General features: G+C 60.2%; 23 protein-coding genes. 16 read left to right on the top strand and 7 right to left on the bottom strand.

The genetic code is table 11. The annotated features are described in order from the left end of the window. The first annotated feature begins 68 nt into the window (after positions 1-68). The 9 genes from DET50_RS04525 (at position 69) to DET50_RS04485 (ending at position 7,958) form a co-directional block, all read left to right on the top strand. Complete coding sequence (locus DET50_RS04525; RefSeq protein WP_113861686.1) at positions 69-1,442, top strand: aminotransferase family protein; 1,374 nt, start codon at positions 69-71, stop codon at positions 1,440-1,442. A gap of 6 nt (positions 1,443-1,448) precedes the next feature. Beyond that, a complete protein-coding gene (locus DET50_RS04520; RefSeq protein ID WP_113861685.1) occupies positions 1,449-2,150 on the top strand; it encodes a CoA transferase subunit A in 702 nt (233 codons plus the stop codon). Further along, positions 2,140-2,793 (top strand): 3-oxoacid CoA-transferase subunit B, encoded by a 654-nt coding sequence (locus DET50_RS04515; protein ID WP_113861684.1) that lies wholly within the window; start codon positions 2,140-2,142, stop codon positions 2,791-2,793. The genes DET50_RS04520 and DET50_RS04515 overlap by 11 nt, the downstream gene beginning before the upstream one ends. Continuing rightward, entirely contained in the window at positions 2,793-4,076 is a 1,284-nt protein-coding gene (locus tag DET50_RS04510) for an ArgE/DapE family deacylase (protein ID WP_113861683.1), read from the top strand. The genes DET50_RS04515 and DET50_RS04510 overlap by 1 nt, the downstream gene beginning before the upstream one ends. After that, on the top strand, positions 4,073-5,251 hold the full coding sequence (locus DET50_RS04505; protein WP_113861682.1) for an acetyl-CoA C-acyltransferase: 1,179 nt from the start codon (positions 4,073-4,075) through the stop codon (positions 5,249-5,251). The genes DET50_RS04510 and DET50_RS04505 overlap by 4 nt, the downstream gene beginning before the upstream one ends. A 70-nt stretch (positions 5,252-5,321) precedes the next feature. Then, a complete protein-coding gene (locus DET50_RS04500; protein ID WP_113861681.1) occupies positions 5,322-5,975 on the top strand; it encodes an amino acid ABC transporter permease in 654 nt (217 codons plus the stop codon). Beyond that, positions 5,972-6,694 (top strand): amino acid ABC transporter ATP-binding protein, encoded by a 723-nt coding sequence (locus tag DET50_RS04495; protein WP_113861680.1) that lies wholly within the window; start codon positions 5,972-5,974, stop codon positions 6,692-6,694. Before DET50_RS04500 ends, DET50_RS04495 begins: the two co-directional genes overlap by 4 nt. 3 nt (positions 6,695-6,697) lie before the next feature. Further along, positions 6,698-7,204, top strand: a complete 507-nt coding sequence (locus tag DET50_RS04490) for a GNAT family N-acetyltransferase (protein WP_113861679.1) — start codon at positions 6,698-6,700, stop codon at positions 7,202-7,204. Beyond that, positions 7,185-7,958: a transporter substrate-binding domain-containing protein gene (locus DET50_RS04485; protein ID WP_113861678.1), complete on the top strand. Its 774-nt coding sequence runs from the start codon at positions 7,185-7,187 to the stop codon at positions 7,956-7,958. The genes DET50_RS04490 and DET50_RS04485 overlap by 20 nt, the downstream gene beginning before the upstream one ends. Positions 7,959-7,999: 41 nt before the next feature. On the opposite strand, the gene gabT is transcribed toward DET50_RS04485, so the two are convergent. Together gabT and DET50_RS04475 are read right to left on the bottom strand one after the other, a co-directional pair. Continuing rightward, positions 8,000-9,271: a 4-aminobutyrate--2-oxoglutarate transaminase gene (gabT, locus tag DET50_RS04480; protein WP_113861677.1), complete on the bottom strand. Its 1,272-nt coding sequence runs from the start codon at positions 9,269-9,271 to the stop codon at positions 8,000-8,002. Positions 9,272-9,340: 69 nt separating this feature from the next. Continuing rightward, positions 9,341-10,807: an NAD-dependent succinate-semialdehyde dehydrogenase gene (locus DET50_RS04475; RefSeq protein WP_113861676.1), complete on the bottom strand. Its 1,467-nt coding sequence runs from the start codon at positions 10,805-10,807 to the stop codon at positions 9,341-9,343. Between the two features lie 127 nt (positions 10,808-10,934). Here DET50_RS04475 and DET50_RS04470 point away from each other — a divergent pair, with 127 nt between their 5' ends. Further along, positions 10,935-12,368, top strand: a complete 1,434-nt coding sequence (locus DET50_RS04470; protein WP_113861675.1) for an aminotransferase-like domain-containing protein — start codon at positions 10,935-10,937, stop codon at positions 12,366-12,368. 135 nt (positions 12,369-12,503) lie between these two features. Then, positions 12,504-14,030, top strand: coding sequence for a flavin-containing monooxygenase (locus DET50_RS04465; RefSeq protein ID WP_113861674.1), 1,527 nt, complete (start codon positions 12,504-12,506; stop codon positions 14,028-14,030). Here DET50_RS04465 and mltF read toward each other — a convergent pair whose 3' ends face one another. After that, complete coding sequence (mltF, locus tag DET50_RS04460) at positions 14,031-15,422, bottom strand: membrane-bound lytic murein transglycosylase MltF (protein ID WP_220150125.1); 1,392 nt, start codon at positions 15,420-15,422, stop codon at positions 14,031-14,033. Positions 15,423-15,577: 155 nt separating this feature from the next. Here mltF and DET50_RS04455 point away from each other — a divergent pair, with 155 nt between their 5' ends. Further along, positions 15,578-16,033: a DUF302 domain-containing protein gene (locus DET50_RS04455; RefSeq protein ID WP_113861672.1), complete on the top strand. Its 456-nt coding sequence runs from the start codon at positions 15,578-15,580 to the stop codon at positions 16,031-16,033. Positions 16,034-16,123: 90 nt separating this feature from the next. Further along, positions 16,124-17,434 carry a hypothetical protein gene (locus DET50_RS04450; RefSeq protein ID WP_404932714.1) on the top strand — a complete coding sequence of 437 codons (1,311 nt, stop codon included), beginning with the start codon at positions 16,124-16,126 and terminating at the stop codon, positions 17,432-17,434. A 13-nt stretch (positions 17,435-17,447) separates the two neighbouring features. On the opposite strand, the gene dsbG is transcribed toward DET50_RS04450, so the two are convergent. Both dsbG and DET50_RS04440 read right to left on the bottom strand, forming a co-directional pair. After that, on the bottom strand, positions 17,448-18,224 hold the full coding sequence (gene dsbG / locus DET50_RS04445) for a thiol:disulfide interchange protein DsbG (protein ID WP_113861670.1): 777 nt from the start codon (positions 18,222-18,224) through the stop codon (positions 17,448-17,450). After that, a complete protein-coding gene (locus DET50_RS04440; protein WP_113861669.1) occupies positions 18,221-19,072 on the bottom strand; it encodes a TlpA disulfide reductase family protein in 852 nt (283 codons plus the stop codon). Before DET50_RS04440 ends, dsbG begins: the two co-directional genes overlap by 4 nt. A 345-nt stretch (positions 19,073-19,417) precedes the next feature. Here DET50_RS04440 and DET50_RS04435 point away from each other — a divergent pair, with 345 nt between their 5' ends. Together DET50_RS04435 and mrtJ are read left to right on the top strand one after the other, a co-directional pair. Further along, positions 19,418-20,731, top strand: coding sequence for a DEAD/DEAH box helicase (locus tag DET50_RS04435; RefSeq protein ID WP_113861794.1), 1,314 nt, complete (start codon positions 19,418-19,420; stop codon positions 20,729-20,731). 129 nt (positions 20,732-20,860) lie between these two features. Further along, on the top strand, positions 20,861-21,346 hold the full coding sequence (gene mrtJ, locus DET50_RS04430) for a JDVT-CTERM system glutamic-type intramembrane protease MrtJ (protein ID WP_113861668.1): 486 nt from the start codon (positions 20,861-20,863) through the stop codon (positions 21,344-21,346). 53 nt (positions 21,347-21,399) lie between these two features. Here mrtJ and DET50_RS04425 read toward each other — a convergent pair whose 3' ends face one another. Continuing rightward, positions 21,400-23,670 carry a choice-of-anchor O protein gene (locus tag DET50_RS04425; RefSeq protein WP_147252193.1) on the bottom strand — a complete coding sequence of 757 codons (2,271 nt, stop codon included), beginning with the start codon at positions 23,668-23,670 and terminating at the stop codon, positions 21,400-21,402. A 449-nt stretch (positions 23,671-24,119) separates the two neighbouring features. Here DET50_RS04425 and DET50_RS04420 point away from each other — a divergent pair, with 449 nt between their 5' ends. Then, positions 24,120-25,748: a hypothetical protein gene (locus DET50_RS04420; RefSeq protein ID WP_147252192.1), complete on the top strand. Its 1,629-nt coding sequence runs from the start codon at positions 24,120-24,122 to the stop codon at positions 25,746-25,748. Positions 25,749-25,885: 137 nt separating this feature from the next. Here the strand turns inward: DET50_RS04420 and DET50_RS04415 are convergent, their stop codons facing one another. Continuing rightward, positions 25,886-26,644, bottom strand: a complete 759-nt coding sequence (locus tag DET50_RS04415) for an OmpW/AlkL family protein (protein WP_113861665.1) — start codon at positions 26,642-26,644, stop codon at positions 25,886-25,888. Positions 26,645-26,729 lie beyond the last annotated feature (85 nt).

The raw sequence follows: 26,729 nt of genomic DNA, 5'->3' as shown, positions 1-26,729 counted from the left end.
CTTGAAATACTTTTACGTATCTTTCTAGACTGCAAATCAACAACAGTACAAATATACCGGATCGCAACATGTCATCTTCTCCTCTTTTCTATCAGGCCGGCCCGGCCATGCCTGAGGTCTCCCACGGACGTGGCGTCTATCTCTGGGATAAGGACGGCAAGGAATATCTTGATGGCTGCTCGGGTGCCATTTCCTGCAACCTGGGTCATCACCATGACGGTATTCGTGATGCCATGCTGGCGCAGCTGGATAAGGTCGCTTTTACCTACCGCACCCAGTTCGAGAATGCGCCGGCCATGGCATTGGCTGAAGAGCTGGTCAACATGACCAACCGGGACCTGGAAAAGGTCTTTTTTGTGTCCAGTGGTTCGGAGTCGGTCGAATCCGCGATCAAACTGGCCCGGCAATATTTTGTGGCCCGTGGCGAATCCCATCGGCGCCATTTTGTCTCTCTGCGTCCGTCCTACCACGGCAGCACCCTCGGTGCATTGGGCGTGACCGGGTATCAGCCCCTGGAGGCGCCGTTCGCTGATATTACCCAGGGTTCCATCAAGGTGCCTGGGCCGGATTTCTATCGCCACACCGAGACGGATGACGATGCCCATATCCGTAAGGTGCTGCAGGAAACCCGTGATCGGATCAATGCCGCCGGTGGCGACAACATCATTGCGGTGGTTCTGGAGCCGGTCGGTGGTGCCAGCACCGGTGCGCGGATGGTCAATCAGGCCTACCTGGAGGGCATCCGGGCGTTGTGTGACGAGATTGGGTGTCTGCTGATTTATGACGAGGTGCTGTCTGGCGTCGGCCGTACCGGCACCTGGTTCGCCTACCAGCAGTGGGGCGTCGCGCCGGATCTGCTCACCACTGCCAAAGGCCTTGGAGCCGGCTATTACCCGGTGGGAGCCCTGCTTTGCCGGGAGGACATCGTCGATACCGTCATGGCCAACGGCGGGTTCCAGCACGGCCATACCTACGCCGGCAATCCGCTGGCCTGTGCGACCGGCCTGGCGGCCGTCGAAGCGATCCGGAACGAGAAGCTGCTGGATAACGTTGCCGCCCGGGGTCAGCAGGTGCGTGAGGGTCTCGAGGCCCTGAAAGCCCGCTTTGACTTCGTGGGCGATGTTCGTGGCATCGGACTGCTCTGGGGCGTTGAGCTGGTTATGGACCCGGCCACCAGGACCCCGTTTCCCGCCGAGGCCAACCTGTTTGCCAGCGTCACCGCCCTGGCCAAGGAAGAGGGGCTGCTGATCTACCCACGCCGGACCCTGGATGGCCTGGCCGGTGACCACTTCCTGATCAGCCCGCCACTCAACATCTCCGAACAGGAGATCACGATCTTGCTGGAGCGGCTGACCCGGGCCCTGCAGCGTCTTGAAAGCGAAGTCGTGGCACCCCTGTCGCCAACAATCGCCGAACCCAATGCCCAAAGGACCATAGGCTGAACCCGCATGACACTGCTGAACCAGAAATACACGTCCGTCGAAGATGCCATCGCGATGATTCCTGATGGTGCTTCCATCATGGTCGGCGGCTTCGGCTCACCGGGTACCCCGTTCGCCCTGCTGGAAGAACTGCTGGCCCAGGGCCAGAAAGGCTTAACCCTGATCAAGAACGACGCCAACGAACCCGAAATCGGTATCGGCCGGCTGATCCGTGCGGGGCGGGTGGACCGCCTGATTACCTCGCACATCGGCCTGAATCGTGTGGCGATTGAAGAGATGAACCAGGGTCGGCTGGCGGTGGAGATGTATCCCCAGGGTCTGCTGGCGGAGAAAATCCGTTGTGCCGGGGCCGGCCACCTCGGATTCCTGACCGACATCGGCCTTGAGACAGAGATCGCCCAGCAACGGCGTGAACTGGAGCTCAATGGCCGCAAGTGCGCCATCGAGCCCGCCATCACTGCGGACTTTGCCCTGATTCATGCCGATGTTGCCGATACCTACGGCAATCTTGCCTACCGGGGTACGGCGATCAACTTCAACCCCCTGATGGCCATGGCCGCGGACAAGGTGATTGCCCAGGCCTTCCGGGTGGAGACACCGGGAGGCCTGAAACCGGAAGCCATTCATACGCCTTGTGCCTTCGTTAATCATGTGGTCCAGGTCGATCCTGCCACCATTGAACAGGGGATTCGTGCCCATGCCGTCTGATCAGGAAAGAATGCTGGCCCGCGCCGCCAGGGAAATCCTGCCCGGGCAGATCGTGAACCTGGGTATCGGCCTGCCGACGCGCCTGTTTCATTACATGCCCGAGGATCTGGAGGTGCTGGTGCACTCCGAGAACGGTGTGCTCGGCTGTCAGCCTCTGGGCCAGGATGCGGCGCCGGACTACGAGCTGATCGACTCCGGCGGCGCCTACATCGGTACCCGTCCGGGGGCCAGTGTGTTCGACAGCGCGCTGTCCTTCGCGATGATCCGGCGCAGCCGCGTGGACGTGACTTTCATGGGCGCGTTCGAGGTCGATGAGCAGGGCAACCTCGCCAACTGGAAGATCCCGGGCAAATTCTCTCCCGGCATCGGCGGGGCGATGGAACTGGCCCAGAAGGTCGAAAAGCTGGTCGTGCTGTGTTCGCACAACGACAAGCACGGTAACCCGAAAATTCTCAAACAGTGTCGATTGCCGCTCACAGCCCCCCGGTGTGTCTCGCTCATCGTGACCGAAAAGGCGGTTATGGAGGTGAAGGAGAAAGGGCTGGAGGTGATTGATATCGCCGAGGGCATGGATGTGGACAGCTTGCGTGCTGCCACGGAGGCCGAGCTGATCATTGATGAAAGCCGGCTCGGGAGGTTCTGATGCTGACCGCCATCGAACAACGCATTCTCGATTGTTGTGATGAACTCATGGACGACACGCTGGAACTCACCCGTGAGCTGGTGAGGGGGTATAGCGTTCTCGGCCAGGAGCGCAGTGCGCTGGCAACCATGGAGAGCTGGTTCCAGCGCCTGGACTTGCCGGTGGAGCGGGTGGCACTGGATGCGCCCGGTTTCTCGGACAATCCCCACCGCGCCCCTACCGAATGGTCCAGCGAAGGCCGCTACAACGTCGTTTCCCGTCTTAATCCCTCGTCCGATAAACCACACCTGATCTTCAATGGCCACCTGGATGTAGTGCCGGCCGAGCCGACCGATATGTGGACCCGGCCTCCCTGGGAGCCATGGCAGAAGGATGGCTGGCTGTATGGTCGCGGCGCCGGTGATATGAAGGCGGGCATTGCCGCCATGGTGATGGCGGTCGAGGCGGTACGCCGGGCCGGCGTGGAGATCGATTTCCCGTTGACGTTGCAGACGGTCATCGAGGAAGAATGCACGGGCAATGGTGCACTGGCCTGCCTTCATCAGGGCTATACCGGCGACTTTGTGCTGATCCCCGAGCCCTTTGGTGCCCAGATCTACAGCGGGCAGGTGGGTGTGCTCTGGTTCCGCATGCGTATCGATGGGGTGCCGGCTCACGTGCTGGACACCCGGGCCGGTCGCAATGCCATCGAGACGCTTCAGACCTACCTGCCAGCGTTCAAGGCGCTGGAAGAGGAAATCAACAGCCTGCCGCGTCCTGCGCCCTACGAGGCGAAGGAACATCCGTTCAACCTGAGCATTGGCAAAATCGAGGGTGGCAACTGGGCCTCCAGCGTACCGGCCCACGCCATTCTGGAAGGCCGGGTTGGCTTCCCGCCGGGTATGTCGCCCGATGACATCATGACCCGGGTGCGCCAGGTGATCGCGGACCGCCACCAGGCCCTGGGTGATGGCTCCCCGGAGCCACGCGTGGAGTTCCATGGCTTTCGCTCCGAGGGCCATCTGGTAGATCTCGAGACCCCCGGCATCCGGCTGCTGTCCCGGTGCCACGAGGATCTCGTGGGGGAGCCTCCGGCCCATTACCTCTCGACCTGTACCACCGACCTGCGGGCCTTTCATGTTTCCGGTGGCATCAACGGCACCTGTTATGGCCCCGTTGCCCAGCGCATCCACGGCGTGGATGAGTGTGTCGATATCGAGTCAATTCGCCAGGTGCTGACCACCTATGCCCTGTTCCTCGGCCGCTGGTCCACCGATACCGAATCTGCAAGGAGTGTGCTATGAACGACGCGTATATCGCCGACTTCGCCCGCTCGGCCTTCACCCGTGCCCACCCTCGCAAGCCCGATGTCGACGCCTGGTCCGGCCAGCGCGGTGATGTTCTGCTGGGCCAGGTAATTGATGCGCTACTTGATCGTACCCGGGTGCCGGGAACGGCAATCGAGGATCTGAGCGTGGGCTGCGCACTGCCGGTCAAGGATCAGTGGAGTTTTGGCGGCCGCTATCCTCAGTGGTTGTCAGAAGTGGGTGTCCAGTGCCCCTCCCGTCAGATTGACCAACAGTGCGGTTCGGGTCTGGCGGCACTGCGTTCCACCGCGCGGGAGATTCAGGCCGGGGCCATCGAAACCGGTCTGGCTGGCGGTTACGAGAATATGTCCCGCGTCCCGATGGGCCCCACCCTGTTCCAGGAAGGCGTACTGACTGTTCCCGAGCCTCTGCAACAGCAGGAAGGTATCGATCTGACAGTTGCCATGAATATGGGCCTGACCGCCGAGTGCCTGGCGCGGGAGAGCGGGCTGACCCGGGAAGCGATGGACGCGTTCGCGGTCCGGTCCCATGAACGGGCCGCCCGGGCTGAGCAGGACGGCTGGTTTGACGGCGAACGTCTGACCCTCAGGAATCCGGCTGGAGCCCTCGTCGGCCAGGACGCCAACATCCGACCGGACACCAGCGCCGAGCGACTCGCCGAACTCAAACCCGCATTCTCCGAGGATGGCCAGGTGACGGCTGGCAACAGCTCGCCGCTGACGTCCGGTGCCGGTGCGGCGCTGCTCATGTCCGAGGCGTCGCTGAGCCGGCACGGTCTGTCTCCGCTTGCCAGAATCGTGGCGATTGCCGACTGCGGCGTCACGCCTGAATGCATGGGGGCCGGAGCCGCTGTTGCTGCTGAGCGTGCTCTCAAGTTGGCCGGTATGAGTGCCGGCGACATCGATGCCTGGGAGATAAATGAGGCGTTCAGCGCCGTGCCGCTCTACGCCATGCGTTCCCTGGACATCGATTCCGAGCGGGTAAACATCTTTGGCGGCGCCCTGGCGCTGGGGCACCCATTGGGTGCGACGGGCATTCGTCTGGCTGGCACCCTGGCGCGCACCTTGCAACACCGGGGCGGACGCTATGGCTGTGCAGCGGCCTGTATTGGTGGCGGCCAGGGGATCGCGGTGATTCTCGAGCGTTGCTGACTCTTGCAGCCAAACGGGCCGACCGGTTCAAGAAGACTGTGCTGCTACAACGACCAACAAGGATTAAACAATGACGTCGTTTTTTGAAAATCTGTTATCTACCTTTCCGGCTTTTATGGAAGCCGCCTGGATGACCTTGCGCCTGACCGGCGTTTCACTGGTGCTGGCCCTGGTCATCGGGCTGATCTTCGCACTGATGAAGGTCACCGGTGTCCGCTGGCTGGGCGTGATCTACAACGGCTATGTGGGCATTATCCGCGGTACACCCCTGATTGTTCAGATCATGTGGCTGTACTTCGGCATCACCCACATTGTCGTGCTCTCGGCTTTCTGGGCCGGGACCATCGCTCTGGCCATCCACAGCGGTGCCTACATCGCCGAAATTTTCCGTGGCTGCATCCAGTCGGTGGACAAGGGGCAGATGGAGGCCGCGGAATCCCTGGGGATGAAGCGGGCCCTCGCCATGCGTCGGGTGATCCTGCCACAGGCCTTGAAGCGGGCCATTCCACCGCTGGGTAACCAGTTCATCATCGGTCTCAAAGACTCGTCGCTGGTGGCTTTCATCGGTATTACGGAAATCTTCAGCCTGTCCATGGATAACGCTGCCGTGACCTTCAAGCAGCTCGAGTTCTACACCATCGCAGGCCTGTATTACCTGGCCATGGTCGCGATTGTCACCTTCGTTCTGAGCCGCGTTGAAAACCGGATGGATACAGCCAAATGATCAAAGTCGAGCAACTCCACAAGTACTTCGGTGACCTCCATGTTCTCAAGGGTGTCGACCTTGAGGTGGCCCCTCAGGAAGTGGTGGTCATGATCGGTGCCAGCGGGTCGGGCAAGAGTACGCTGCTGCGCTGCCTGAACTTCCTCGAGATGAAGAACGAGGGGCGCATCCTGATTGATGGCAAGGAGGTAGATCCTGCCACTACACCCCTGAACAAGGTGCGTGAGCATGTCGGTATGGTGTTCCAGCATTTCAACCTGTTCCCGCACATGACCGTGCTGGAGAACGTCATCGAAGCGCCGGTTCACGTCAAGAAGATCCCCCGGGCCGAGGCCATCGAGCGCGGCCGGGAATTGCTGGAAAAGGTTGGTCTTGGCGACAAGGGCGATGTCTACCCGGAGAAGTTGTCCGGCGGGCAGAAACAGCGGGTGGCCATTGCCCGCGCCCTGGCCATGGAGCCCTCGGTGATGCTGTTCGATGAGCCGACATCCGCCCTGGATCCCGAACTCGTCGGCGAAGTGCTCGAAGTCATGAAGAGCCTGGCCGCCGATGGCATGACCATGGTGGTGGTGACCCATGAGATGGGCTTCGCCCGGGAGGTCGCCGACCGCGTCGTCTTCCTCGATAACGGGCAGATCGCCGAGCAGGGGGATCCTGAGACCTTCTTCAGTAATCCCCAGCATCCCAAAGCGCAACAGTTTCTCAGTCGGGTGCTGTGAGCCATGAGTATTGCGATCCAGGCGTTGGAGCCCCGTTTTATCGGGCAGCTGGCGACCTGGCACCAGGCGGAGTGGTACCACCTCGACGATACGGTGACCGAGGCCGTCCGTCGGAAACGGCTCGCGGAGCACTGTGACACCCGCTCGCTACCGGCCACTTTCGTTGCCCTTGAGGACGGCGAACTGGTCGGCAGCATCTGCCTGGTGGCGCATGACACATCGGATCGGCCGCAGTATTCGCCCTGGTTATCGCGAATCTTTGTGGCACCGGAACACCGAGGCAAGGGGATCGGCAGGGCGCTGATCGACCGGGCCAAGGCGGAAATGCGTCGGCAGGGCCACGACGCGCTTTACCTGATCACGGAGGACAAGGGCCCTTATTACGCCCGGATGGGCTGGAACAAAGTCGAAAACTACAAACTTAACGACCACCCAGTGGAAATCATGAAGATCTCATTGCACGGATCTTCTTCAAAGAGAGGGGAACACAATGAAAAAACTGATCCGTAACCTGATTGGAGCCACCAGTGCTCTGGTCATCGCCGCCACTATCAATGTAGCGCACGTGGACACCGCGCAGGCCGCCGATAAAGAAGTCTTCACCTACGCCATGACCGGCCTCTACCCACCGTTCAGCTTCCGTCAAAGCGGCGATCTCGCCGGCTTTGATATGGAAATCGGTCAGGCGCTGGCAGAGGAAATGGGCATGCAGCCCAACCCGGTTGCCAACCCCTGGCAGACCCTGATCGCGGCGCTCAAGTCCGATCGTTTTGATGCCATCATCGGGAGTATGGCCATCACCGAGGAGCGTCTGAAGCAGGTGAACTTCACCGATCCGTACTACAGCTCCGGGGCGCAGGTATTCGTCAGCACCGATAACGACGAAATCAAAGAGGTTGAGGACATCCGTGGCAAGACCATCGGTGTTCTGGTCTCCAGCAGCTTCGCGAAGGCGGCGCGTGAGTACAGTGACAACATCACCACCTACACCGACGACGTGACCGCACTGCGGGATCTCACCGTGGGTGGTCGTGTGGATGCGGTGATCACCGATCAGCTGATCGGCGAGAATGCCATCCTGAACGCCGGCCTCGGGGTGAAGCCGCTGGGCGATCCGATCTACGTTGATGACATCGGAATTGCCGTCAACAAGGGTAACGAGGCTTTGCTTGAGAACCTCAATAAGGCCCTGGCTGCCATCAAGGCGAATGGCAAGTACGCCGCGATCAGCGAGAAGTACTTCGGTCGCAACATCGCCGAGTAAGTCGTTGTTGGGTCGGGGTAAGATGCCCCGACCCGACCTTATCAGCACAGCGCTTCGAGCGCCCCTTCAATCACATTCAGTCCTTCCTCCAGCACCGACTCTTCGACCGTAATCGGCACCAGGACACGAATGGTGTTGCCGTAAAAACCGCAAGAAAGCAGGATCAGACCATGCTCACGGGCTTTGGCACAGACTGCCTGGGTAAGGGCAGGGTCGGGATTGCCATCGCTGTCGAGCAATTCGAAGGCGGCCATCGCGCCCAGATTACGGGCATGGCCCACCCGGTCGAAGCGTTTTTCCCACGCGGCAAAACGGTCTGCCAGTTTGTCTCCGAGTGCGGCACTGCGTTCGAGAATGTTTTCCTCCTCAATAACCTCGATGACAGCCAGCGCCGCTGCGCAGGACAGGGGGTTACCGCTGTAGGTGCCGCCCAGGGAATTGGGGCCGGAGCCGTCCATCACTGTGGCGTTGCCGACCACCGCTGACAACGGCATACCGTTGGCCAGGCTCTTGGCGGTGGTGAGCAGATCTGCCTCGATACCGCTGTGTTCCAGGGCGAAGAGTTTGCCGGTGCGGGCAAAGCCGGACTGTACTTCATCCACGATCAGCAGGATGCCGTGCTCATCGCACAGTGCTCGCAAAGCCTTCAGATAGGCCGGTGAAGCGATGTAGAAGCCGCCTTCGCCCTGAACCGGTTCGATCACGATGGCCGCGGTGCGGTGGGGTGCGATATCGGTCTTGAACAGGGTTCGCAGGGCTTTCAGCGATGCCTCTTCGCTTATGCCATGCATCGGGTTGGGGTAGGGTGCCCGGAACACATCGCCCGGCATCGGACCGAAATCGTTCTTGTAGGGCAGAACCTTGCCGGTCATGGCCAGGGTCATCATGGTGCGGCCATGGAAGGCGCCATCAAAGGTGACGATGCCAGTGCGCCCGGTGGCAGCCCGGGCAATCTTGACGGCGTTCTCCAGCGCCTCGGCGCCGGTGTTGACCAACATGGCCTTGCGTTTGGGGCCACGCACCGGCGTCAGCTGGCAAAGCTTCTGGCAGAGCTGGACGTAAGGAGCGTAGGAGATAACCGCAGCACTGGTGTGCATGACCTTGTCCAGCTGCGCCCGGACGGCGGCGACAATTTTCGGGTGCCGGTGGCCCAGGTTGAGCACGCCAATGCCGCCGGCGAAGTCGATCCAGCGTTGGCCGTCGGCATCCCAGAGTTCGGCATTCTCGGCCCGATCGGCAAATTCAGTAGTGGGAGTCGCCGCGCCGAACGCGACGTACTCTTCTTTCAGGGCGTTGAGTTCTGCGTTGTTCATGGTGTTATCTCTCGTGAGTGTTGCGTTATGTCATGCAATGCAATGCACAGGAGCCTCCCCGGGCAGCCATTAAAGGCCGCCCAGGCAGACGTACTTGAGCTCGGTGAACTCGTCCAGGCCGTGGTGGGAGCCCTCGCGCCCGAGGCCGGATTCCTTTACCCCGCCAAATGGCGCCAGCTCGGTGGAGATCAGGCCCTCATTGACCCCCACCATGCCGTACTCCAGGCCTTCGAGGGTGTGCCAGATCCGCCGGTAGTCGGTGGCATACAGGTAGGCGGCCAGGCCTGAAGGCGTGTCGTTGGCCATGGCAGTGGCCTCCTCGGCGGTGTGGAACCGGAATACCGGTGCCAGCGGGCCAAACGTCTCTTCGGTGGCGACCGCCATGTCGGGGGTGACATCGGCCAGCACGGTCGGAGTGAAGAAGTTGGGGCCCCGGTCGTGGGGCTGGCCCCCGCCGGCTACCCGGGCGCCCTTGCCGACGGCGTCGTCCACATGGCGCTGGACCTTGTCGATGGCGGACTGGTTGATCAGCGGGCCGATAGCGATGCCGTCTTCCAGACCATTGCCGACTTTCAGTTCGGCAACCCGGGCTGTCAGCTTCTCCACAAAGGCATCGTAGACACCGTCCTGCACCAGAAAGCGGTTGGTGCAGACACAGGTCTGGCCGGCATTGCGGAATTTGGAGGCGATTGCGCCGTCTACGGCGGCGTCGAGATCGGCATCATCGAACACGATAAAGGGGGCGTTGCCACCCAGTTCCATGGCGGTTTTCTTGACCGTTGAGGCACATTGGGCCAACAGTTTTTTGCCCACGGCCGTGGAGCCGGTGAAGGACAGCTTGCGCACCCGCGGATCGGTACTCAGTACTTCGCCCACGGCCACCGGGGCCGACGCCGTGACGACGCTGATCACGCCCTTCGGTACGCCGGCCTCCAGGGCCAGTCGGGCCAGAGCCAGCGCCGTCAGCGGTGTGGCTTCGGCCGGCTTTATGACCACGGTGCAGCCTGCGGCAATGGCGGGCGCGCACTTTCGGGTGATCATGGCCATGGGAAAGTTCCAGGGGGTAATAGCAGCAACCACACCCACCGGCTCGCGCATCACCAGTATGCGCTTGTCCGGGCCCTGCCCGGGCAGGGTTTCCCCGGCCATCCGCTTGGCCTCCTCACCGAAGAACTCGATGAACGATGCACCGTAGCTGACCTCGCCGCGGGCTTCTGCCAGCGGTTTGCCCTGCTCCAGGGTCATCAGGCGGGCCAGCTCATCGGCATGTTCGGTCACGAGTTCGAACCACCGGCGCAGAACGCCGGCACGCTGCTTGGCTGGTACGCGCTTCCAGGCTTGGCCAGCCAGGTCTGCGGCCGCAACCGCAGCGCGGGTATCGTCGGCACTGCATTCGGCGACGCGGGCGAGAAGCTCGCCGGTTGCGGGATTGGTGACCTCAAAGCGTTCATCGCGCTGGCACCATTGCTCGCCGATCAGGGCGGGGACCTCGTCATTGAGCACGCTGGTCAACAGGGGAGTATCTACAGGGGACATGAGCCGATTCCTCTCTAAAATGACTGGAATGCCGAGCACCCTAGCAGGTAGGCTAAGGGCTGCACATGAACCACTTTCGAGTTCAACTGGACCACTTTGAAGTGGCCTATCCTGATACGGGCCCGCCATGACCGAAGACCTAACACCAACCAATCCGCTCGCGAGCCTGACTCGCCGGTACCAGCAACAGCCGAAGAGCCTCAGCAAACAGGTCCGGGTACAGCAGGCGCTGCGCCATCTGATTGAGCAGGACTGGCCGTCGGGCATGAAGCTGCCTTCCCATCGCCGTATCTGCAGTGCGCTGGGCCTCGCCCGTAATACCCTCGCCGGGGCTATTAACACGCTGGCGGAGGAAGGGCTGTTGGTGACCGGTCATGGCCAGGGCACCTGGACCCATCGGCCATCATCCGGATCCGCTCTGCCGGCCCGACCAGCCCTGGACGGCTTGTCGGATCGAGCCCGTGAACTGCTTAGCCAGCCCGGGGCAGCGGAAGTCCAGAGCGGCGCCTTCGTGCCAGGGATACCGGATATAGGGCAGTTCCCGATGCGTAAATGGCGCCAGCTGTATGCCAGTGTCACGGTGCCGCAAAACGCTTTGCTGTTGTCCTACTCAACCGGAGGCTATGGCCCGCTGAAACGGGCAATACGGGATTTTCTCCGGCGCTGGCGGCATTTTGACTGTGATACCGAACAGATCATCATTACCGAGGGTACCCACAATGGTCTGGAACTCTGTGCACTCGCGCTGGCAGATAACGGTGACCGGGTAGTGACGGAGTCGCCCTGTTACTGGGGGGCGCGAAATGTATTCACAGCCTGTGGGCTCAGGCTCGAGATGCTGCCCTGGTATCCCGGTGAGGGGCACCGAGGTGAGGCGCAGCCGTCGCCGAAATTGCTGTATCTCACCGGTTCCCAGCATTACCCGCTCAGTGTGCCGACCTCAAGGGCGGACAAGGAGGCTCTGGCGCAGCGGCTGTCACCGGATTACATCATCGAGGATGACTATGAATTCAACGGCCAGCGCGATACCCGGCTGGTATTCGATCCGCGTTCGCAGAAGCATATCCTCGCAGGCTCGTTCTCCAAGCTCCTGTTTCCCGGCTTACGTCTGGGTTACCTGGTGGTTCCACACCACCTCGCGGCCACGATCAGCCGGCTGCGCAGCGAGGTTTTCCGGGAAGGACGGATGCTGGATCAGGCGGTGCTTGCGACCTTCATCGCCAATGGCGATCTGGACCTGTGGTACCAGCGCATCCAGAAGGAGTATCTGGCCAGGCAACAGGTCATGCACGATCAGCTCCGCCAGGTGCCGGCCATCAAGCAGATGTCAGCCCCCAGCCACGCCATCAGCCTTTGCGCCCGGTTCGCGGACTCGGTAGACGACGTCCTGATCACCAGACAGCTGTTCCGGGAACACTTTATTGTCAAACCACTCAGTGCCGTCTGTGCCGAGGGAGACCGGCGCAGTGGATTGATCATGGGGGTGGGTATGCTGAACCGGGATTCGTTGAGAAAAGAGGCCATCCGGTTCAAGGAAGTGCTCAGGCGACTGACCGTTTGAACATGCACCTCGTGTGGCGTGGGCCAATTTGCGACACAGTGGAACTCGTTACTGTTGAAGCATAACGATCCGGCTCGTGTCTAAACTTCTACAGGAAGCCGGCAAAGCGTCCGCATTACCAGCGAGGCAAGCACAATGAGCCAACATCATTTCGACGTACTGATCATCGGCGCCGGCGTTTCCGGCATTGGCATGGCGTGTCACCTGAAGCGCGAGTGCCCGGGCAAGTCCTTCGCCATCCTGGAACGTCGGCAGTCTCTTGGCGGGACCTGGGATCTGTTCCGCTATCCCGGTATCCGTTCCGATTCCGACATGTTCACCTTCGGCTACAACTTCCGCCCCTGGACCGGTGGCAAGGTGTTGGCGGATGGCGCCTCGATCAAGAATTACGTTCGTGAGACTGCCCGGGAGAATGATGTCGAGCGGCACATCCGCTACGGTCTGGCGGTGAAAACAGCGGACTGGTCGGGTGTGGACAAGTGCTGGAAATTGACCGCCCAGAATGAGGCCACCGGCGAAACCGAACACTACACCGCCAGTTTCCTGGTGGGCTGTACCGGTTACTACAACTATGACCGGGGCTACAAACCGGACTTTCCGGGCGAGAGTGATTTCAAAGGCCAGGTCGTGCATCCGCAGCACTGGCCCGAGAACCTGGACTATGCCGGCAAGAAGGTGGTGGTGATTGGCAGTGGCGCCACCGCCATTACCCTGGTGCCCACCATGGCGGAGAAGGCGGCGCATGTGACCATGCTGCAGCGCTCGCCCACCTATCTGATGCCCCTGCCATCAACCGACAAGATCACCCTGGGTCTGCAGAAGGTGCTGCCGGAGAAAGTGGCTTACCGGCTGACGCGCGCCCGGAATATCTCCATCTCAAGGCTGCTTTACCAACGTTCCCGAAAGAGCCCGAAGGCGATGCGCCGGCTTTTCCTGTCGGTGATCAAGCGGCAGGTCGATGGCCAGGCCGATATGCGCCACTTTACGCCGGACTACAATCCGTGGGATCAGCGCCTGTGTGTGGTCAAGGATGGCGACCTGTTCAAGGCGCTCAAGGCCGGCAAGGCTTCCATTGCCACCGATCACATCGAGCGGTTCACCGAGACCGGCATCCGGCTGAAGTCCGGAGAGGAGCTTGAGGCGGACATCATCATCCCGGCCACCGGCCTGGATATCCAGATGCTGGGCGGGATCAAGCCGAGCGTCGATGGCCGGGAAGTGGTGCTCAAGGACAAGGTGATCTACAAGAACGTGATGGTGGAAGGGGTGCCCAATGCCGCCATGATTTTCGGCTACACCAACATCTCATGGACCCTGAAGGTGGATATCGCTGCGGAGTACCTGTGCCGTCTGATCAACCTGATGGACAAGCGCGGTTATCGCACCGTGGTGGCCCGCGATACCGAGAACAGCCGGGGCGAGGAGACCATCCTGGGTTCCCTGAACTCCGGTTACATCAAGCGCGCCGCGGATCGTCTGCCCCGTCAGGGCACCCAAGGTCCCTGGAAGTCCTCGCAGAACTATCTGGAAGATGTGAGGATCCTGCGCTTTGATCCGATCGAGGACGGCTACCTGGAATTCGATGGCAAACGCTCCCGCGCCGGCGAAGGCCAGGCCCGGGGCTTTCTCCGGCCCCTGCGCTCGGCGCTGTTCGGTTCCTGATCACTCGAACGCCGGGCGAATCACATCCCGGTAGTTCCGGATCCGCTGCACGTAGTGCACGGGCTCGTAACCCCGGGCATAGCCGTAACGGGTGCTGGGGTAATAGCGCTTGTCGGCTTTCAGGGGTAAGACCTGCACCATGTCCTCCCAGGAATCCGGATTCTTGCCCAGCTCCCGGGCCAGCTGGCGTGCGTCCAGCAAATGGCCGCGGCCGATGTTGTAGCTGGCCAGTGCCAGGAAGGTGCGGTCCGGCTCGGGGATTGTTTCCGGCAGCCGGCGGTGCCGGTCGGCCAGGTAGCGGGCTCCACCGTCGATGGCCGCTATGGGGTCGAGGCGGTTGGTCACGCCCAGGGATTCGGCAGTGCGCTGGGTCAGCATCATGATGCCCCTTACCCCGGTTGGTGATTTTGCGGCGGGGTCCCAGTGGGACTCCTGGTAGGCAAGGGCGGCGAGTAGATCTGCAGGCATACCGGTTTTGGCTTCTGCTTCCTCGAACTTGTCGATGAATTTTGGCAACCGTTCGTCGATGCGTCGGTTCAGCGCCCGCAAGTCAACAAAGTCGAACTCGCCGATGTAGGCATAGTAACGGTGCTCCATCTCGCCGATGGCCTCGTCACCCTCCTTGCTGTTCATCCACTCCCGGGCATCCGAGGCCAGCTCGTCGGCTCCGGCCGGCAGGTACCAGCCCAGATTGCGACCTTCGGTGAGGGGCATGGCCACTTCCAGGTGCGGGAAGTGGCGACGCATGACCTGCACGATGTTGGAATCGGCGACAGTGCACTCGATGTCCCGTTCGGCCACCTCGGACAGCAGAATTTCGGTGGTGCGCTCAGCATCTTCGGTGAATTCGATGCCCGGGTACTGTTCATTCAGCCGGCGAAGGGTTTCGGCGTAGCTGGAATCGGCGGTGATCACGATCCCGGTACCGGGAATGGCATCCGGTTTCCGGGGCAGGGGGCGGGCATCCCTGTGGCACACCAGCTGTTCGGTAATTTCGGTATGGGCCGGTCCGCGGGTGAACTGTTCATCCCGTGACGGCAGATGGGTCAGGCCGGCCGCGGCCAGGTGAGTGTTACCGGCGGCGAGCGCATCCAGCACGTCGCTGGTGGAATCGAGCATGGTCCACTCCACCTGCCAGCCGCGGGCAGCGGCGTAGTCACTGATCAATGCATGCTCGGGCCCGATCGGATTCTCGTGGCGGTCCAGATAATAGGTGGTGGAACCGTTCCGGGTGGCAACCTTGAGGATTCCGCTTTCAGAGGGGGGCGCGAGTTCCTCGCTGATGACCTGCTGGTTTTCGGTTTCGTTTTCGAGTCCGGTTTCGCTCCCGAGTTCGGCTTCGCCGCAGCCTGCCAGCAGGATAGGTACGATCAGAAGACTTCTTCTGTACATCCGACCTGACATCATCACAACTCCGTGGCCTGGTGACTGTATAAGCATTATTACGTACTTATCAGAGACATACTCCCAGACTTCCGGATTGGATGCATCAAGATTCGCCCGGTGGTCTAGACTGGAGATTACATTTCCCTGAAGGGGCCACCGTTATGAATTTTCTGATCAAACCTGTTTCGTTCGTACTCATCCTTCTGCTGGGTTCACTGGCCCATGCCGCCGACGGGCTGATTGTGGTGAAGAGCAACCACGGTGTGGCAGAGACTGCGGACCGGCTCGAAGCCGTGTTGCAGGAGAAAGGCATGACAGTCATGAACCGGATCAATCACGCCGCTGGCGCGGAGTCTGCCGGTATCGAGTTGCGCCCCACGGAGCTGGTGATCTTTGGTAACCCGAAAGTCGGGACGCCCCTGATGCAGTGCGCCCAGAGTGTGGCAGTGGACCTTCCCCAGAAGGCCCTGATCTGGGAGGACGAACAGGGCCAGGTGTGGCTCGGATATAACGACCCTGCCTACCTGAAAGCCCGGCACGGTATTGAAGGCTGTGACGAAGTCCTGGGGAAGGTGAACAACGCGTTGGCCAGTTTCGCCGAAGCAGCCACCAAATAGCCTTCGGCCGAGCAGAATCCATCCCCATAAATGCTGATGGCAGAGCCTAGATAGCTTCCTTAATATCGGGGCCTCCCTTATTGAGGAAGCATGCCCTTGCAGTCGATCCGTTCCCTTCTCGCCTACCTCGCCCTGATTGCCGCGGTGCTCTCCCTGTTGCCGGGGATGGCTCTTGTCGGCGCAGTCTCGGTGGGCCTGGCGGTGCTGCTGGGCTGGCAGGACATGCGCCGGGTGCCGAGGGTAGTGTTTTCCGTTGCCGTGCTGGCCCTGGTGTTTGCGCTGGGTCGTGATCCCGCTCTGATTGTGGATGCCGCGAACAATATGACCCGCCTGGCGGGGCTGGTGCTGGCGGTGATGCTGCTGTCCAACGTACTGGGTCGTTCCGGGGACCTGCGACGGATTTCGGCCAGCCTCTTCGGTGGCAAGCCGCTGACCCGTTACCTGAGCCTGGCCTTTGGCACCTCCCTGGTATCCATTCCCCTGAACTTTGGCTCGGTGGCGGTCGTCGGCAGCCTGGTGGGCGAGCGTATCCGCCGCGGGGGTGATTCGGCTGCTACCCGCAACGCCACCCGGGCGGTGCTCCGTGGGTTCGGGGTATCGCCGACTTTCTCACCGCTTTCGATTTCGGTGGTACTCACGCTCACCCTGTTGCCTGGCCTTGGTAGTATCGAGCTGCTCTCGCTCGCCATTCCTTTCTCGTTTGTGCTGATCCTTATGGGACTGATCTGGCGAGACCCGGAAACCGGGCAGGAACAGGTTGCCCGGGAAGACAAGGCCGGGGTGGCAACCTGGCTCCGGTTTGGTGGCCTGGTTCTGGCCATCTGCGTGGGTGTCTTCGTGCTCAGCCACCAGTTCGAGCTGAGCTACGCCTACGCGGTAACCCTCTCCTGCCTCGGCGCTGTGGTGGGAGGGCGCCTGCCGGCCTGGAGCCGCCGCCAGAATCCGCCCATGGCCAACATGGCGAACGTCAGTAACGAGCTGGCTATTGTCGGCGGTTCGGCTTTTATCGGTTCGGTCATTAGTGGCGTGGTTCTGGGCCAGATCAGCGGTAACGCCGACCTGCCGGCCTGGAGCTGGCCGATTCTGGCCGCCTGCGTGCCCTGGGTCTATTTCCTGGCGGGCCTGGGCGGCGTCAATCCGATCGTGGTGGGCACACTGATTGGCGGTGTTCTGGGTACACTCTGGCCGGCAGAGGCCCTGATCGGCTTGGGTATCGGTATGGTGACCGGCTGGGGTATTACCGCGTTCGGGACACCCTTTGCCGCCAATGCCCTGATCATGGAGCGGCTGACCGGGTACCCGGCCGTAGACGCCTCGCTCCGCTGGAGTCTTCCGCTCTCCCTGTCCGGGCTGACGCTTGCCAGCCTGATCGCCGCTATTCTGACCGCCTGGCTGGCCTGATTTCAGACAACACTCAGGGCTTCGGGCCCATCATGCGTTCCAGTGCCTGGGGATTCGGCAGGCCCTGCACCATCACCACTTTGCCGTCTTCGTCTTTGTAGAGAGTGCTGGGCGTGGCGCGTAGGCCCAGCTCCTGCATCAGTCGGTTATTGGCTTTGACGTCCATGTGAGCGGCGCTCACCAGCTTGCGGTCAACCGCGATGCCGCCCTGTTCGTAGCTGGCCTGGTGGTTGTGCAGCGCGGCTTCAGGGTTCTCACTGCCGAGGATCGTGGCAGCTTTGGTCAGGCTGTCCTCTTTCAGAATTCCCACCAGGATATGGCGCAGCTGGACCTCGCCGGCTTCAATCCAGGGCTCGGCACGCTGGCGGAACCGGTAGCAATAGGGGCAGTTGGGGTCGGTGAAGGTGTAAACGATGGTGTCTGCATCGCTGGAGCCGTCCTGTACCCAGTTGCTGTCCTCCAGCTGCGGCCAGGCTTCCGCGAATTTCGGGCCTTCGATCAGCTCCTGGATGCTGGCGGCACTGAGGTTGTTCCCTTCTTCATCCAGCAGGGTGCCGACGATCACGTGGTCGCCATCCGGTGTCAGGTAAAAGGCCAGAGACCGCCCCTGCATTTCGCCGACGTAGCCGGTCAGGCCGCCCGGTGCTTCAAAGCTCTCTACAACCTTCACGCCCTGTTGTTCCAGTGACTGGATAACCGGTGGGTAGTCCTTTGCCTGCACGGTGGCTGTGACAAGGGCTGTGGAGAGCAGGGCGCCCCTGAACAGGCGTTGGAGAGGGTAGGTATTCATCGGGATGCTGATTCCTTGGAGTTGGAGGAATTGAGAAAGCCTGGATCGAAGCGCTCAAGGCCCCGGGCCAGGCTGGCGCGTGACAGTTCGCCCATGTGGGTGTCCACCAGGTTGCCGTCGGCGCTGTAGAACAGGGTCGTGGGCAAGCCCTGGCTGCCCACGACCCGGCCGAAACTGCCCGGGCGGTCACTGAGTACATGGTCGAGGTGGAGGTTCTGTTCGTTCAGGAACCTGCGGATGGTCTCGGGGTGCTCGCCCTGGTTGGCGAACACGAAGTTGATGTCGGGGTAGCGTTGCTGGGCTTCCTCCAGCACCGGCATTTCACGAATGCATGGTGGGCACCAGGTGGCCCAGAGATTCACCACAACGGGCTGGCCCCCGGAAATGTCGGCCAGGCTAACCGGCTGTTCGTTGAGGTCGGTCAGCGCGACTTCGGGTAACCCCCGGGTCTGTTGGTTGATCAGGGTAATCACTCCGGTGGTGAAACCCCAGGTAATCATGCCGGCGGCAACGGCGGTGCCCAGGGCCCGGCGAATGTTTGCGCGCCGCCACATCAGGTACCCGGCAAAGACGAGTGCCACGATCAGGCCGGTCACCGGATCAAAACCGCCATCGCGGATATCGATCATGCCCAGCCAGTCACCCTGGTAATGCTCGAAATAACGGACCAAGAACCCGATCCGGGCACCGATCATGGCAACCAGGAAAATGTCCGCCAGGGAGCCGGATATCGGGGTTTTCTGCTTGCGACCGGTGAGCGCGCCGACAATCAGGGCCACAACAAAGGCCAGAACAATAAGCAGATGCCCGATGGACAGGCTGAGGGGACCAACGCCGACGCTGAGCATGGAATCTCCGGAATTTGGCGGATTTTTAGGATGATACGGCCGCTAATGACCAGAGACCTTCGCCGGAGTTCCATCTTTTCGTGAAAATGAAAGCCTGCTAATGAAACCACTTATAGCTATTTCCCGGACCCTCTGTTAATGTGCCTGCATCCTGCCTCTAGGGATTCCGCAGTATCACGGCCAACGAGCCGCTTTGCGAACCTCCATACGACCTGTCAGAGGACGTCCCGCCGCTAACGGCGTGTGACTGTAGTCGTCATTTTTCCATGAATCATCATGGCTTCTGCCCGCATTCGCCGATGGACGGTGTTCGTGGAGGCAGAATCAATCAAGAGTTTATCCAATATGAGTTTTTCTTCTCTCGGTTTGTCCGAGCAGCTGGTCCGTGCCACTACTGACCAGGGCTATGAAACCCCGTCTCCGATCCAGCAGCAGGCCATTCCGGCGGTGCTATCCGGAAAGGATGTGATGGCTGCCGCCCAGACCGGTACCGGCAAGACCGCCGGTTTTACCCTGCCGCTGTTGCAGCGCCTCGCGGCTAATCCGCGCTCCGGCAAGGGGCCTCGTGCCCTCATTCTGGCGCCGACCCGCGAGCTGGCGGCCCAGGTTCACGATAGTGTGGCGCTGTACAGCAAGTACATGCCCACCAAATCCGCCGTGGTTTTTGGCGGTGTCAAAATCAATCCTCAGATGATGAAGCTGCGCAAGGGCCTGGATGTGCTGGTGGCGACACCGGGACGGCTGATGGATCTGTATCAGCAGAACGCCGTGCGCTTTAACGAGGTGGAAGTCCTCGTGCTGGACGAAGCCGACCGCATGCTCGACATGGGCTTCATCCGCGACATTCGCAAGATTCTTGCCCTGCTGCCGGCCAAGCGACAAAATCTGTTGTTCTCAGCCACCTTCTCCAACGAGATTCGAAGCCTGGCCCAGGGTCTGCTCAACGATCCCGTTCAGGTGGAAGTGGCGGCCCGTAACACCGCAGCAGAGAGCATCAAGCAATCAATCTACCCGGTAGATCAGAGCCAGAAGACCGCCTTGCTGAGCAAGCTGGTGCGCGACAACGCCTGGGAGCAGGTGCTGGTGTTCACCCGCACCAAGCATGGTGCCAACCGCCTGACCAAGAAGCTGGAGCAGGACGGTATCACCGCCGCCGCCATCCATGGCAACAAGTCCCAGGGTGCCCGCACCCGGGCGCTGGCCGAGTTCAAGCAGGGTGACATCCGGGTACTGGTCGCCACTGACATCGCGGCCCGCGGTCTGGACATCAAGCAGCTGCCCCAGGTGGTCAACTTTGAACTGCCGAACGTGCCGGAAGACTATGTCCACCGCATTGGTCGCACCGGCCGCGCTGGCGAGAGTGGCCATGCGTTGTCGCTGGTCAGTGCCGACGAAGGCAAACTGCTGGCGGGCATCGAGAAGCTGATCAAGAAGCAGCTGCCGCGCAAGGAAGTGGAAGGTTTCGAGCCTAGGAATAACCTGCCGCTGAAGCCCAAGGCCAAGGCCGATCCGGCCAGGGCCCGTAGCCGTAACGGGCGTGGCGGTGCCAATGGCAAACCTGCCGGCAATGGCCGCAGCTTCGGCGGTCGTCCTGGTGAGAGCCGGAGCCGCAATGGCGGTGGCCAGCGGGGCCGGTCGGCGCAACGCCAGAGCGCCTGAGTCGCCCGGTAAGTCCTTTCAAAGCGGAGCCATTGGCTCCGCTTTGTTGTTTCCGGCGCCTGACTTCGGTCGGGGTAATGCTCTAGTATCCAGAATTGTTACTCCCGCAAAAGGCGCAAGTGCCCATCCATGACGACCGAGACAAATTTAAGGGAAGATCTGGGGCTGGTACCGCCGCCTCGCCTTTTCACGGACCGGCAGTTCATTCTGGCACTGATGGCAGGGTGTGGTGTGAGCCTCCTGGTGGCGGGCTTGTCTGTCGCCGGCTCTTCCGGTGTCAGCCTGACCCTGCTCCAGGCCTTTTCCCTTGTGCTCTGGTACCCGGTACTGGAGGAGTTGCTGTTCCGGGGTGCACTCCAGGGCTTTCTCAGCACCACCGCGTTCGGTCAACGGGCACTGATGGGCCTGTCACTCGCCAATGTCCTCACGGCCATTCTCTTCACTACCCTGCACCTGGTGTACCGGGCTGACCCGTTGGCCTGGCTGGTATTTTTCCCCGGTCTGGTGTTCGGCTATTTCCGTGACCGGCATGGGTCCATTCTTGGCCCTGTGATCCTGCATTCTGCCTATAACGCCTGCCTGATCCCCGGCTGGATTCTGTTCTCCGGATTCTGAACGAAAAAACCCCGGCACAGGGCCGGGGTTGGTAGGGTTCGGACTCCCAGCTATCAGGCGCGAGCCTTGATCTTCCGGAAAGTCAGGCCACCGATAGCCAGGGCTGTCAGCAGGAACAGGGTCGGGTCGAACGGAGCGCCCGGCTTGTAGCTGCAGCCGAAGAGAGTGCCATCGCTGCTGCTGGATGAAGAGGTGCTGTCGCCATCATCGGTGCCGTCGTCAGTGCCATCATCTGCAACTTCAACGGTTGTGGACTGACGGAACATGGCATGGGTGCCGCCGTCCCGGTTTTCATTCCAGACCACGTACAGGTTGTTGCCGGCCGGCGTCATCTGGATCTGGGACTCGAAGTCTTCCACATCGTCAGCCTCACCAGCAAACCGGACCACATCCGTGTAGGTGGCGCCCTTGTCTTCGGCGAGTGCGGCATACAGATCAAGCTCACTCGGCTCTTCGAGGCTCCATTCGGAGACGTTGGTCTGGGTGCCCCAGGCTACGTAGAAGCGGGTTACGTCACGACACTCCTCCGGATCTGCCGGACAACCTGCAGTGCTTCCAGGGGTACCCACGAGACGGGGCTCACGCACGTTGATGGTGGTGTCGGTGATGTTGCTCAGATTTCTCGGAGCAGACCAGGTTCCGGCTACGCCATCGTAATGGCGGATGTAGAAGTTGTAGTTCTTGGTGTTGGTGTAAAGTAGTTCCGCCAGGACAGGCGTGTACGTGTAACCAACGTAGAGGTCATCACCGCGGAGCAGGCCCCGGTGGGCAATGGCGTTTTCTTCCACTTTCACATAGGTGTCATCGGACAGGGTAGAGGTTGGAATATCCGCATCTGTAGTTGCTTGGGCATCCTCGGTACGACTGCTCATGTTCAGAGCCGGCGCGTTATTAAGCTGAAGCGCCTGCAAATAATCGGACACCGCGCAGTTGGGATCTACTGAGGGAACCATCTCAGCCGGGGAGAAGCCATTGTTACCGTCAACGATGCCTTTGCGGAGCATGATGTCGGATGGGCCACCCTGGGTAAATTCACCTTCCTTCCAGAAAATGCCCATTCGCATATTGGTCTCGGTGCCGGGTGTGCCCTGGACAACAAAACGTACGCGGCGCGCGTTCAGTGTTGGGTCGCTGATGATACAGCCGGCAGTTTCAGGTGGAGCGGTGCCAGGATCGGCCTGATCTGTCCACGCAACAGGGCTGTTCCAGTCGAACGTGTGATAGCGTACAAACTTGCCTTCATCCAGACCGCCGGACCCCTTGGTTTCTTCGTAGGCGACAATGGCCTGTGCCACTTCGCCTTCAAGGTAGCCCGGTTGAAGGGCCAGGTTGGCGCGCGAGGCTCCGGCTATACCGCTTTCGATATTTTCATCTGCAACCGGGGCGGAAGCCTCAAGTGTATCCGGGTCGGTTAGTGCAAAGATTGTGTTGAAGTTGCCGGAAGCCGTCTGACCATTGAAGTTGTCAGTGATCCGAACAGGATCAGACCAGATGGCACCGTCCGGACCGAAGCTATCGGCGCGACTGTACCAGATGTCGGTACCGGAACTGACGTTGGCGCCAGAGGCACCGTCGCCGGGGCCATCAGCCTCACCGAGTTGCAGGCCGCGGGGATCTTCCTGCCAGGTGATTGCCCATTCACCGGTGCTCAAGCCACGGTTAACATCCTGTTTGGCGTCCCGGATACCGCTTGAAAGTTGAACTGGTTCGCTCCAGGTGGCCCCGGCATCCGAACTGGTCACGGCATAGGTACAGGCAAATGGTACTTCGCGGTTGTCGAGCGTCAGGTAGCTGACCGAGCGTTGTTCCGATGGCTCACCTTCAACCAGACTGGGACAGAATTTATCGACCCAGGTGATAACAATTTTGCTGCCAGCGGCGAAGAGGTTAGGCTTCTCGGAATCACCGTAAAACGGCTCCGGATTTCGTGGATCAGAGTCATCAACCACGCTGAAACCATTCAAGTCTGTCGCAATTGAGGATTTACTCGCTGTGTTTGAGATGTTTTTCAGTTCCGACCAGCTGGACTCAAGGGTGCAGTCTGAAGTCGCCTCACAGGTGCGCACAAACAGATCTCGGGCAGGCCGTTCTGCCTGGGCTTTTACGTCATAAACGGTATTGAATGATCCATCTCCGTTCTTGTAGTAATCACCAAAGACCGCCAGCAGTCGCCCATTACCCAGCCTCGAAATCTTCGTTTTATTCGCACCACCGTTGGCACTGAGTTCTACGCTCTCTCCAAAATCGAGACCGGTTGCCGCCCAACTTGCGCCCGGTGCAGCCATCGTTGCCACTAACGCTGTTACCAATATCTTCTGTCTCATCTAAAACCTCGTTACGTCCATTGTTTCAAGGGGCAGGGACAACTGGCTCCTGATCACTTTCTGCACTTTACTTATAGTTCAGGTTTGTCATTTCGGGCTATCAGTGTTTTCGTTCGATTGAACAAAATATGATCAGGGTCAAGGCTGGTACGGCTGTGGTGTATCAGATTTAAGGGATTCAAAATCAGAGGGATAGCAGCATGAATACGAATGTTGCGGCTGTATCGGGATGGATGCGACATATTGTCGCAGTTTTCATTGTTGGGCTGGTGGGCTGCAGCGACGGAGGTGGTGGAAGTTCCGGAGGAACCGACGCAGGGGACGATGACATTTTGCTGCCTTCACTGACAGAGCAGATTGAACACTGGGAGCAGACTGGTGTTTTCATAGCGGCAGCCGACTGCGGCCAGTGTCACACCGCAAGCCAGCCGGGGGAAGCCCCCGCCGTCATGCGATCACCTGATCCCCAGGTTTCGGAAAACCAGCCGTCGCCCGACGGCGAAGACATCAGTCCTTTTTATGACTGGAAAAGCAGTGTCATGGCCAATGCCTTCACGGATCCCTATTTCCGCGCGGTCATGAAGCATGAAACTGAAGTTTTTCCCCACCTGGCGGGGTTCATCGAAGATACCTGTCTGACCTGTCACAGTCCCATGGCGCGAACCCATGCCCACCAGACCGGCGTCAGCCTGGTACAGGATGAGTCCTGTCTTCTGGAGGATGGCTGCTACCGGGCCGATCAGGCGCTCGAAGACCCGAGCGCCCGGGAAGGCATCAGTTGCACCGCTTGCCACCAGATTACCGACTCGGTGCTGGATCAGTATGTGCATTCCGGCAACTACGAGATCGTGGACGACAATCACCCGGATGCCTTCACTATTTATGGTCCGTACCAGAACCCTCGCGGGCAGGCGATGCAGAACCAGGTGGGGTTCACCCCCGAATACGGCATGCAAATGGAGGATTCCCGCCACTGTGCCAGTTGCCACGATCTGTATACCCCAACGCTCGATATGGTGACGGATGAGCCCAATGGTGAGGTGTTCCCGGAGCAGACGCCCTACACGGAATGGACCTTTAGTGACTTGGGTCCGGATGGGGCAAATGTCTCCTGTCAGCAGTGTCATATGGCCCGGGAGGAGATCAGTGACAGTTACCAGACTCGTATTGCAGTCATGGCCAATGGCGAGGTTAATTTGAATTGGCCCGAGCGCAGCCCCTATTTCCCCCACGTTATGGTCGGAGGCAATACCTGGCTACTGGAGACCCTGGAGCTGTTCCGGGAGGAACTGGGTCGCGCCGGCATTAACGAGGAAGGGGAGTTCGCCGCCACTGCTGAACTGACACGGGAGCTCCTGAAAACCTCTGCCGATCTGGTGCCCGCCAATCAGAGTTTCTCCGGCACAGAGCTGGCATTCGATCTCACCATCACCAACAACACCGGCCACAAGCTGCCGACCAGCTTCCCCTCCCGTCGGATGTGGGTTGCGACCCGGGTGACCGACAGTGAGGGCACTGTGGTGTTCGACAGCGGCTTCCCGGATGAAAGTTATCAGCTGCCGCTCGACGCAGCCTTCACCTCGGATGCATGTATGGCCATCAAGAAGCCGGCGGACTTTGATTCCTTGGCCTGCTACCAGCCGCACATTAATCTGGTGACAGCACCGGAAGATGTTCCCATCTACGAGGTGGTGATGGGATCCACGACCAACGCCATTACCCATGTACTGCTCTATGCGTCCGTGTCTCTGAAGGACAACCGGATTCCGCCAAGTGGATTTGATGCCAGTGTTGTACCTCCCGAAATACGTCCTGAGGGCGTGGACGGTGATTCGAATTTCAATCTGAATAACGCCGGGCAGGACACCATTGCCTATCGATTGTCCGTCCCGGAAACGGCAGTACCGCCGTTCAGTGTGGAATCCACCCTCTACTACCACAGCATCCGCCCCACCTTTGTCGATGCGGCCCATGGCGAACATCCATGGATTCGTGAGTTCGAGACCATTGCCAGTATTAACCCGCCGCCTGCGGAAGTACTGGCCTCGGCGAATTTCACGGTTGATGCCGTTGAATAGGGATTGAAGGTTACTGGATTCAAAACCGGCTCAGGGACGAGCTTATTCGGGGCACAAAAAAGCGGGGCAGAGCCCCGCACAGGAGAACGCACCTTCCGGCAACCCACAGACCATGAGGCTGCCGGAGGGCACGGGGATCAGAATTTGTAGGAAACGCCTACCATGTAAACCATCGGATCGATTTCAACGTCGGTGGTGATTTTTCCTACGTTGGTATCGCCGGAATAGGCAGTAATAGTCGCGTCGGTATCGATATCAGCCCACCACAGAGCTGCATTCAGGCCAATGTTCTCGGTCAGCATATAGTCCACGCCCAACTCAAGTGCAATGCCAACGCTGTCGTCCAGTTCAAGCTTGGATCCGTCAACTGTCCCCGGCGCAGTGCCATAGTTCTGATTTGCAACAGTATCGATAACTGTGGTCAGGGTTGAGGTGGTTTTTTCCTCGAAGAAGGTTGTGTAGTTAATACCGATGCCTGCGTATGGTTGTACTTTAGAGCTAGCCGCCATCGGGAAATACTGCAGTGTAATTGTGGGTGGCAGGTGCTTGGTTTCACCCAGCTTGCCAAAGCTTGAAAGGCCACCTTCGCCTTCGATGTCATGCTGGAAAGGGGTCGCGCCCAGAACACCAATACCAATGTTGTTGGTCAGCATGTAAGTTGCGGTAATGCCAAGCTGAGTGTTGGAGTCAACGCCAACACCGGTGCCTTCCAGTACCAGGGTTTTACCTTCGAGGGGGCCGGCGCCGGTAAATACCGGTGTGCTGCTGGAGTCATCAGGTGCGACGTGAACAGCACCGGCGCGGATGAGGAAATCACCGGCTTCATAAGCCTGAGCCATTGGGGCCGCGGCCATAACTGCAGCAGCCAGAATACCAACCTTGAAAGAACGGGACATAAGCCATCTCCTTTATGCAAATCGTCGATGGCTTCAGATTAATGACAGCGGCAAAGTGAAACTTGATTTAGCGCAAGATTCGTCG

Source organism: Marinobacter pelagius, from assembly GCF_003315345.1.
Classification (GTDB): domain Bacteria; phylum Pseudomonadota; class Gammaproteobacteria; order Pseudomonadales; family Oleiphilaceae; genus Marinobacter; species Marinobacter pelagius_A.
Note: the sequence above shows the minus strand (reverse complement) of the source record. Positions and strands in the feature narration are given on the sequence as shown.

What these genes read in the sequence shown, in the direction of transcription:
- DET50_RS04485 (WP_113861678.1), top strand. Translation starts at nt 7,185, where the DNA reads ATGAAAAAACTGATCCGTAACCTGATTGGAGCCACCAGTGCTCTGGTC.
- DET50_RS04525 (WP_113861686.1), top strand. Translation starts at nt 69, where the DNA reads ATGTCATCTTCTCCTCTTTTCTATCAGGCCGGCCCGGCCATGCCTGAG.
- DET50_RS04475 (WP_113861676.1), bottom strand. Translation starts at nt 10,807, where the DNA reads ATGTCCCCTGTAGATACTCCCCTGTTGACCAGCGTGCTCAATGACGAG.
- DET50_RS04505 (WP_113861682.1), top strand. Translation starts at nt 4,073, where the DNA reads ATGAACGACGCGTATATCGCCGACTTCGCCCGCTCGGCCTTCACCCGT.
- dsbG (WP_113861670.1), bottom strand. Translation starts at nt 18,224, where the DNA reads ATGAATACCTACCCTCTCCAACGCCTGTTCAGGGGCGCCCTGCTCTCC.
- mrtJ (WP_113861668.1), top strand. Translation starts at nt 20,861, where the DNA reads ATGACGACCGAGACAAATTTAAGGGAAGATCTGGGGCTGGTACCGCCG.
- DET50_RS04520 (WP_113861685.1), top strand. Translation starts at nt 1,449, where the DNA reads ATGACACTGCTGAACCAGAAATACACGTCCGTCGAAGATGCCATCGCG.
- DET50_RS04500 (WP_113861681.1), top strand. Translation starts at nt 5,322, where the DNA reads ATGACGTCGTTTTTTGAAAATCTGTTATCTACCTTTCCGGCTTTTATG.
- DET50_RS04490 (WP_113861679.1), top strand. Translation starts at nt 6,698, where the DNA reads ATGAGTATTGCGATCCAGGCGTTGGAGCCCCGTTTTATCGGGCAGCTG.
- DET50_RS04470 (WP_113861675.1), top strand. Translation starts at nt 10,935, where the DNA reads ATGACCGAAGACCTAACACCAACCAATCCGCTCGCGAGCCTGACTCGC.
- DET50_RS04435 (WP_113861794.1), top strand. Translation starts at nt 19,418, where the DNA reads ATGAGTTTTTCTTCTCTCGGTTTGTCCGAGCAGCTGGTCCGTGCCACT.
- DET50_RS04415 (WP_113861665.1), bottom strand. Translation starts at nt 26,644, where the DNA reads ATGTCCCGTTCTTTCAAGGTTGGTATTCTGGCTGCTGCAGTTATGGCC.
- DET50_RS04425 (WP_147252193.1), bottom strand. Translation starts at nt 23,670, where the DNA reads ATGAGACAGAAGATATTGGTAACAGCGTTAGTGGCAACGATGGCTGCA.
- DET50_RS04465 (WP_113861674.1), top strand. Translation starts at nt 12,504, where the DNA reads ATGAGCCAACATCATTTCGACGTACTGATCATCGGCGCCGGCGTTTCC.
- mltF (WP_220150125.1), bottom strand. Translation starts at nt 15,422, where the DNA reads ATGTACAGAAGAAGTCTTCTGATCGTACCTATCCTGCTGGCAGGCTGC.
- DET50_RS04515 (WP_113861684.1), top strand. Translation starts at nt 2,140, where the DNA reads ATGCCGTCTGATCAGGAAAGAATGCTGGCCCGCGCCGCCAGGGAAATC.
- DET50_RS04455 (WP_113861672.1), top strand. Translation starts at nt 15,578, where the DNA reads ATGAATTTTCTGATCAAACCTGTTTCGTTCGTACTCATCCTTCTGCTG.
- DET50_RS04495 (WP_113861680.1), top strand. Translation starts at nt 5,972, where the DNA reads ATGATCAAAGTCGAGCAACTCCACAAGTACTTCGGTGACCTCCATGTT.
- DET50_RS04420 (WP_147252192.1), top strand. Translation starts at nt 24,120, where the DNA reads ATGCGATCACCTGATCCCCAGGTTTCGGAAAACCAGCCGTCGCCCGAC.
- DET50_RS04510 (WP_113861683.1), top strand. Translation starts at nt 2,793, where the DNA reads ATGCTGACCGCCATCGAACAACGCATTCTCGATTGTTGTGATGAACTC.
- DET50_RS04440 (WP_113861669.1), bottom strand. Translation starts at nt 19,072, where the DNA reads ATGCTCAGCGTCGGCGTTGGTCCCCTCAGCCTGTCCATCGGGCATCTG.
- gabT (WP_113861677.1), bottom strand. Translation starts at nt 9,271, where the DNA reads ATGAACAACGCAGAACTCAACGCCCTGAAAGAAGAGTACGTCGCGTTC.
- DET50_RS04450 (WP_404932714.1), top strand. Translation starts at nt 16,124, where the DNA reads ATGCCCTTGCAGTCGATCCGTTCCCTTCTCGCCTACCTCGCCCTGATT.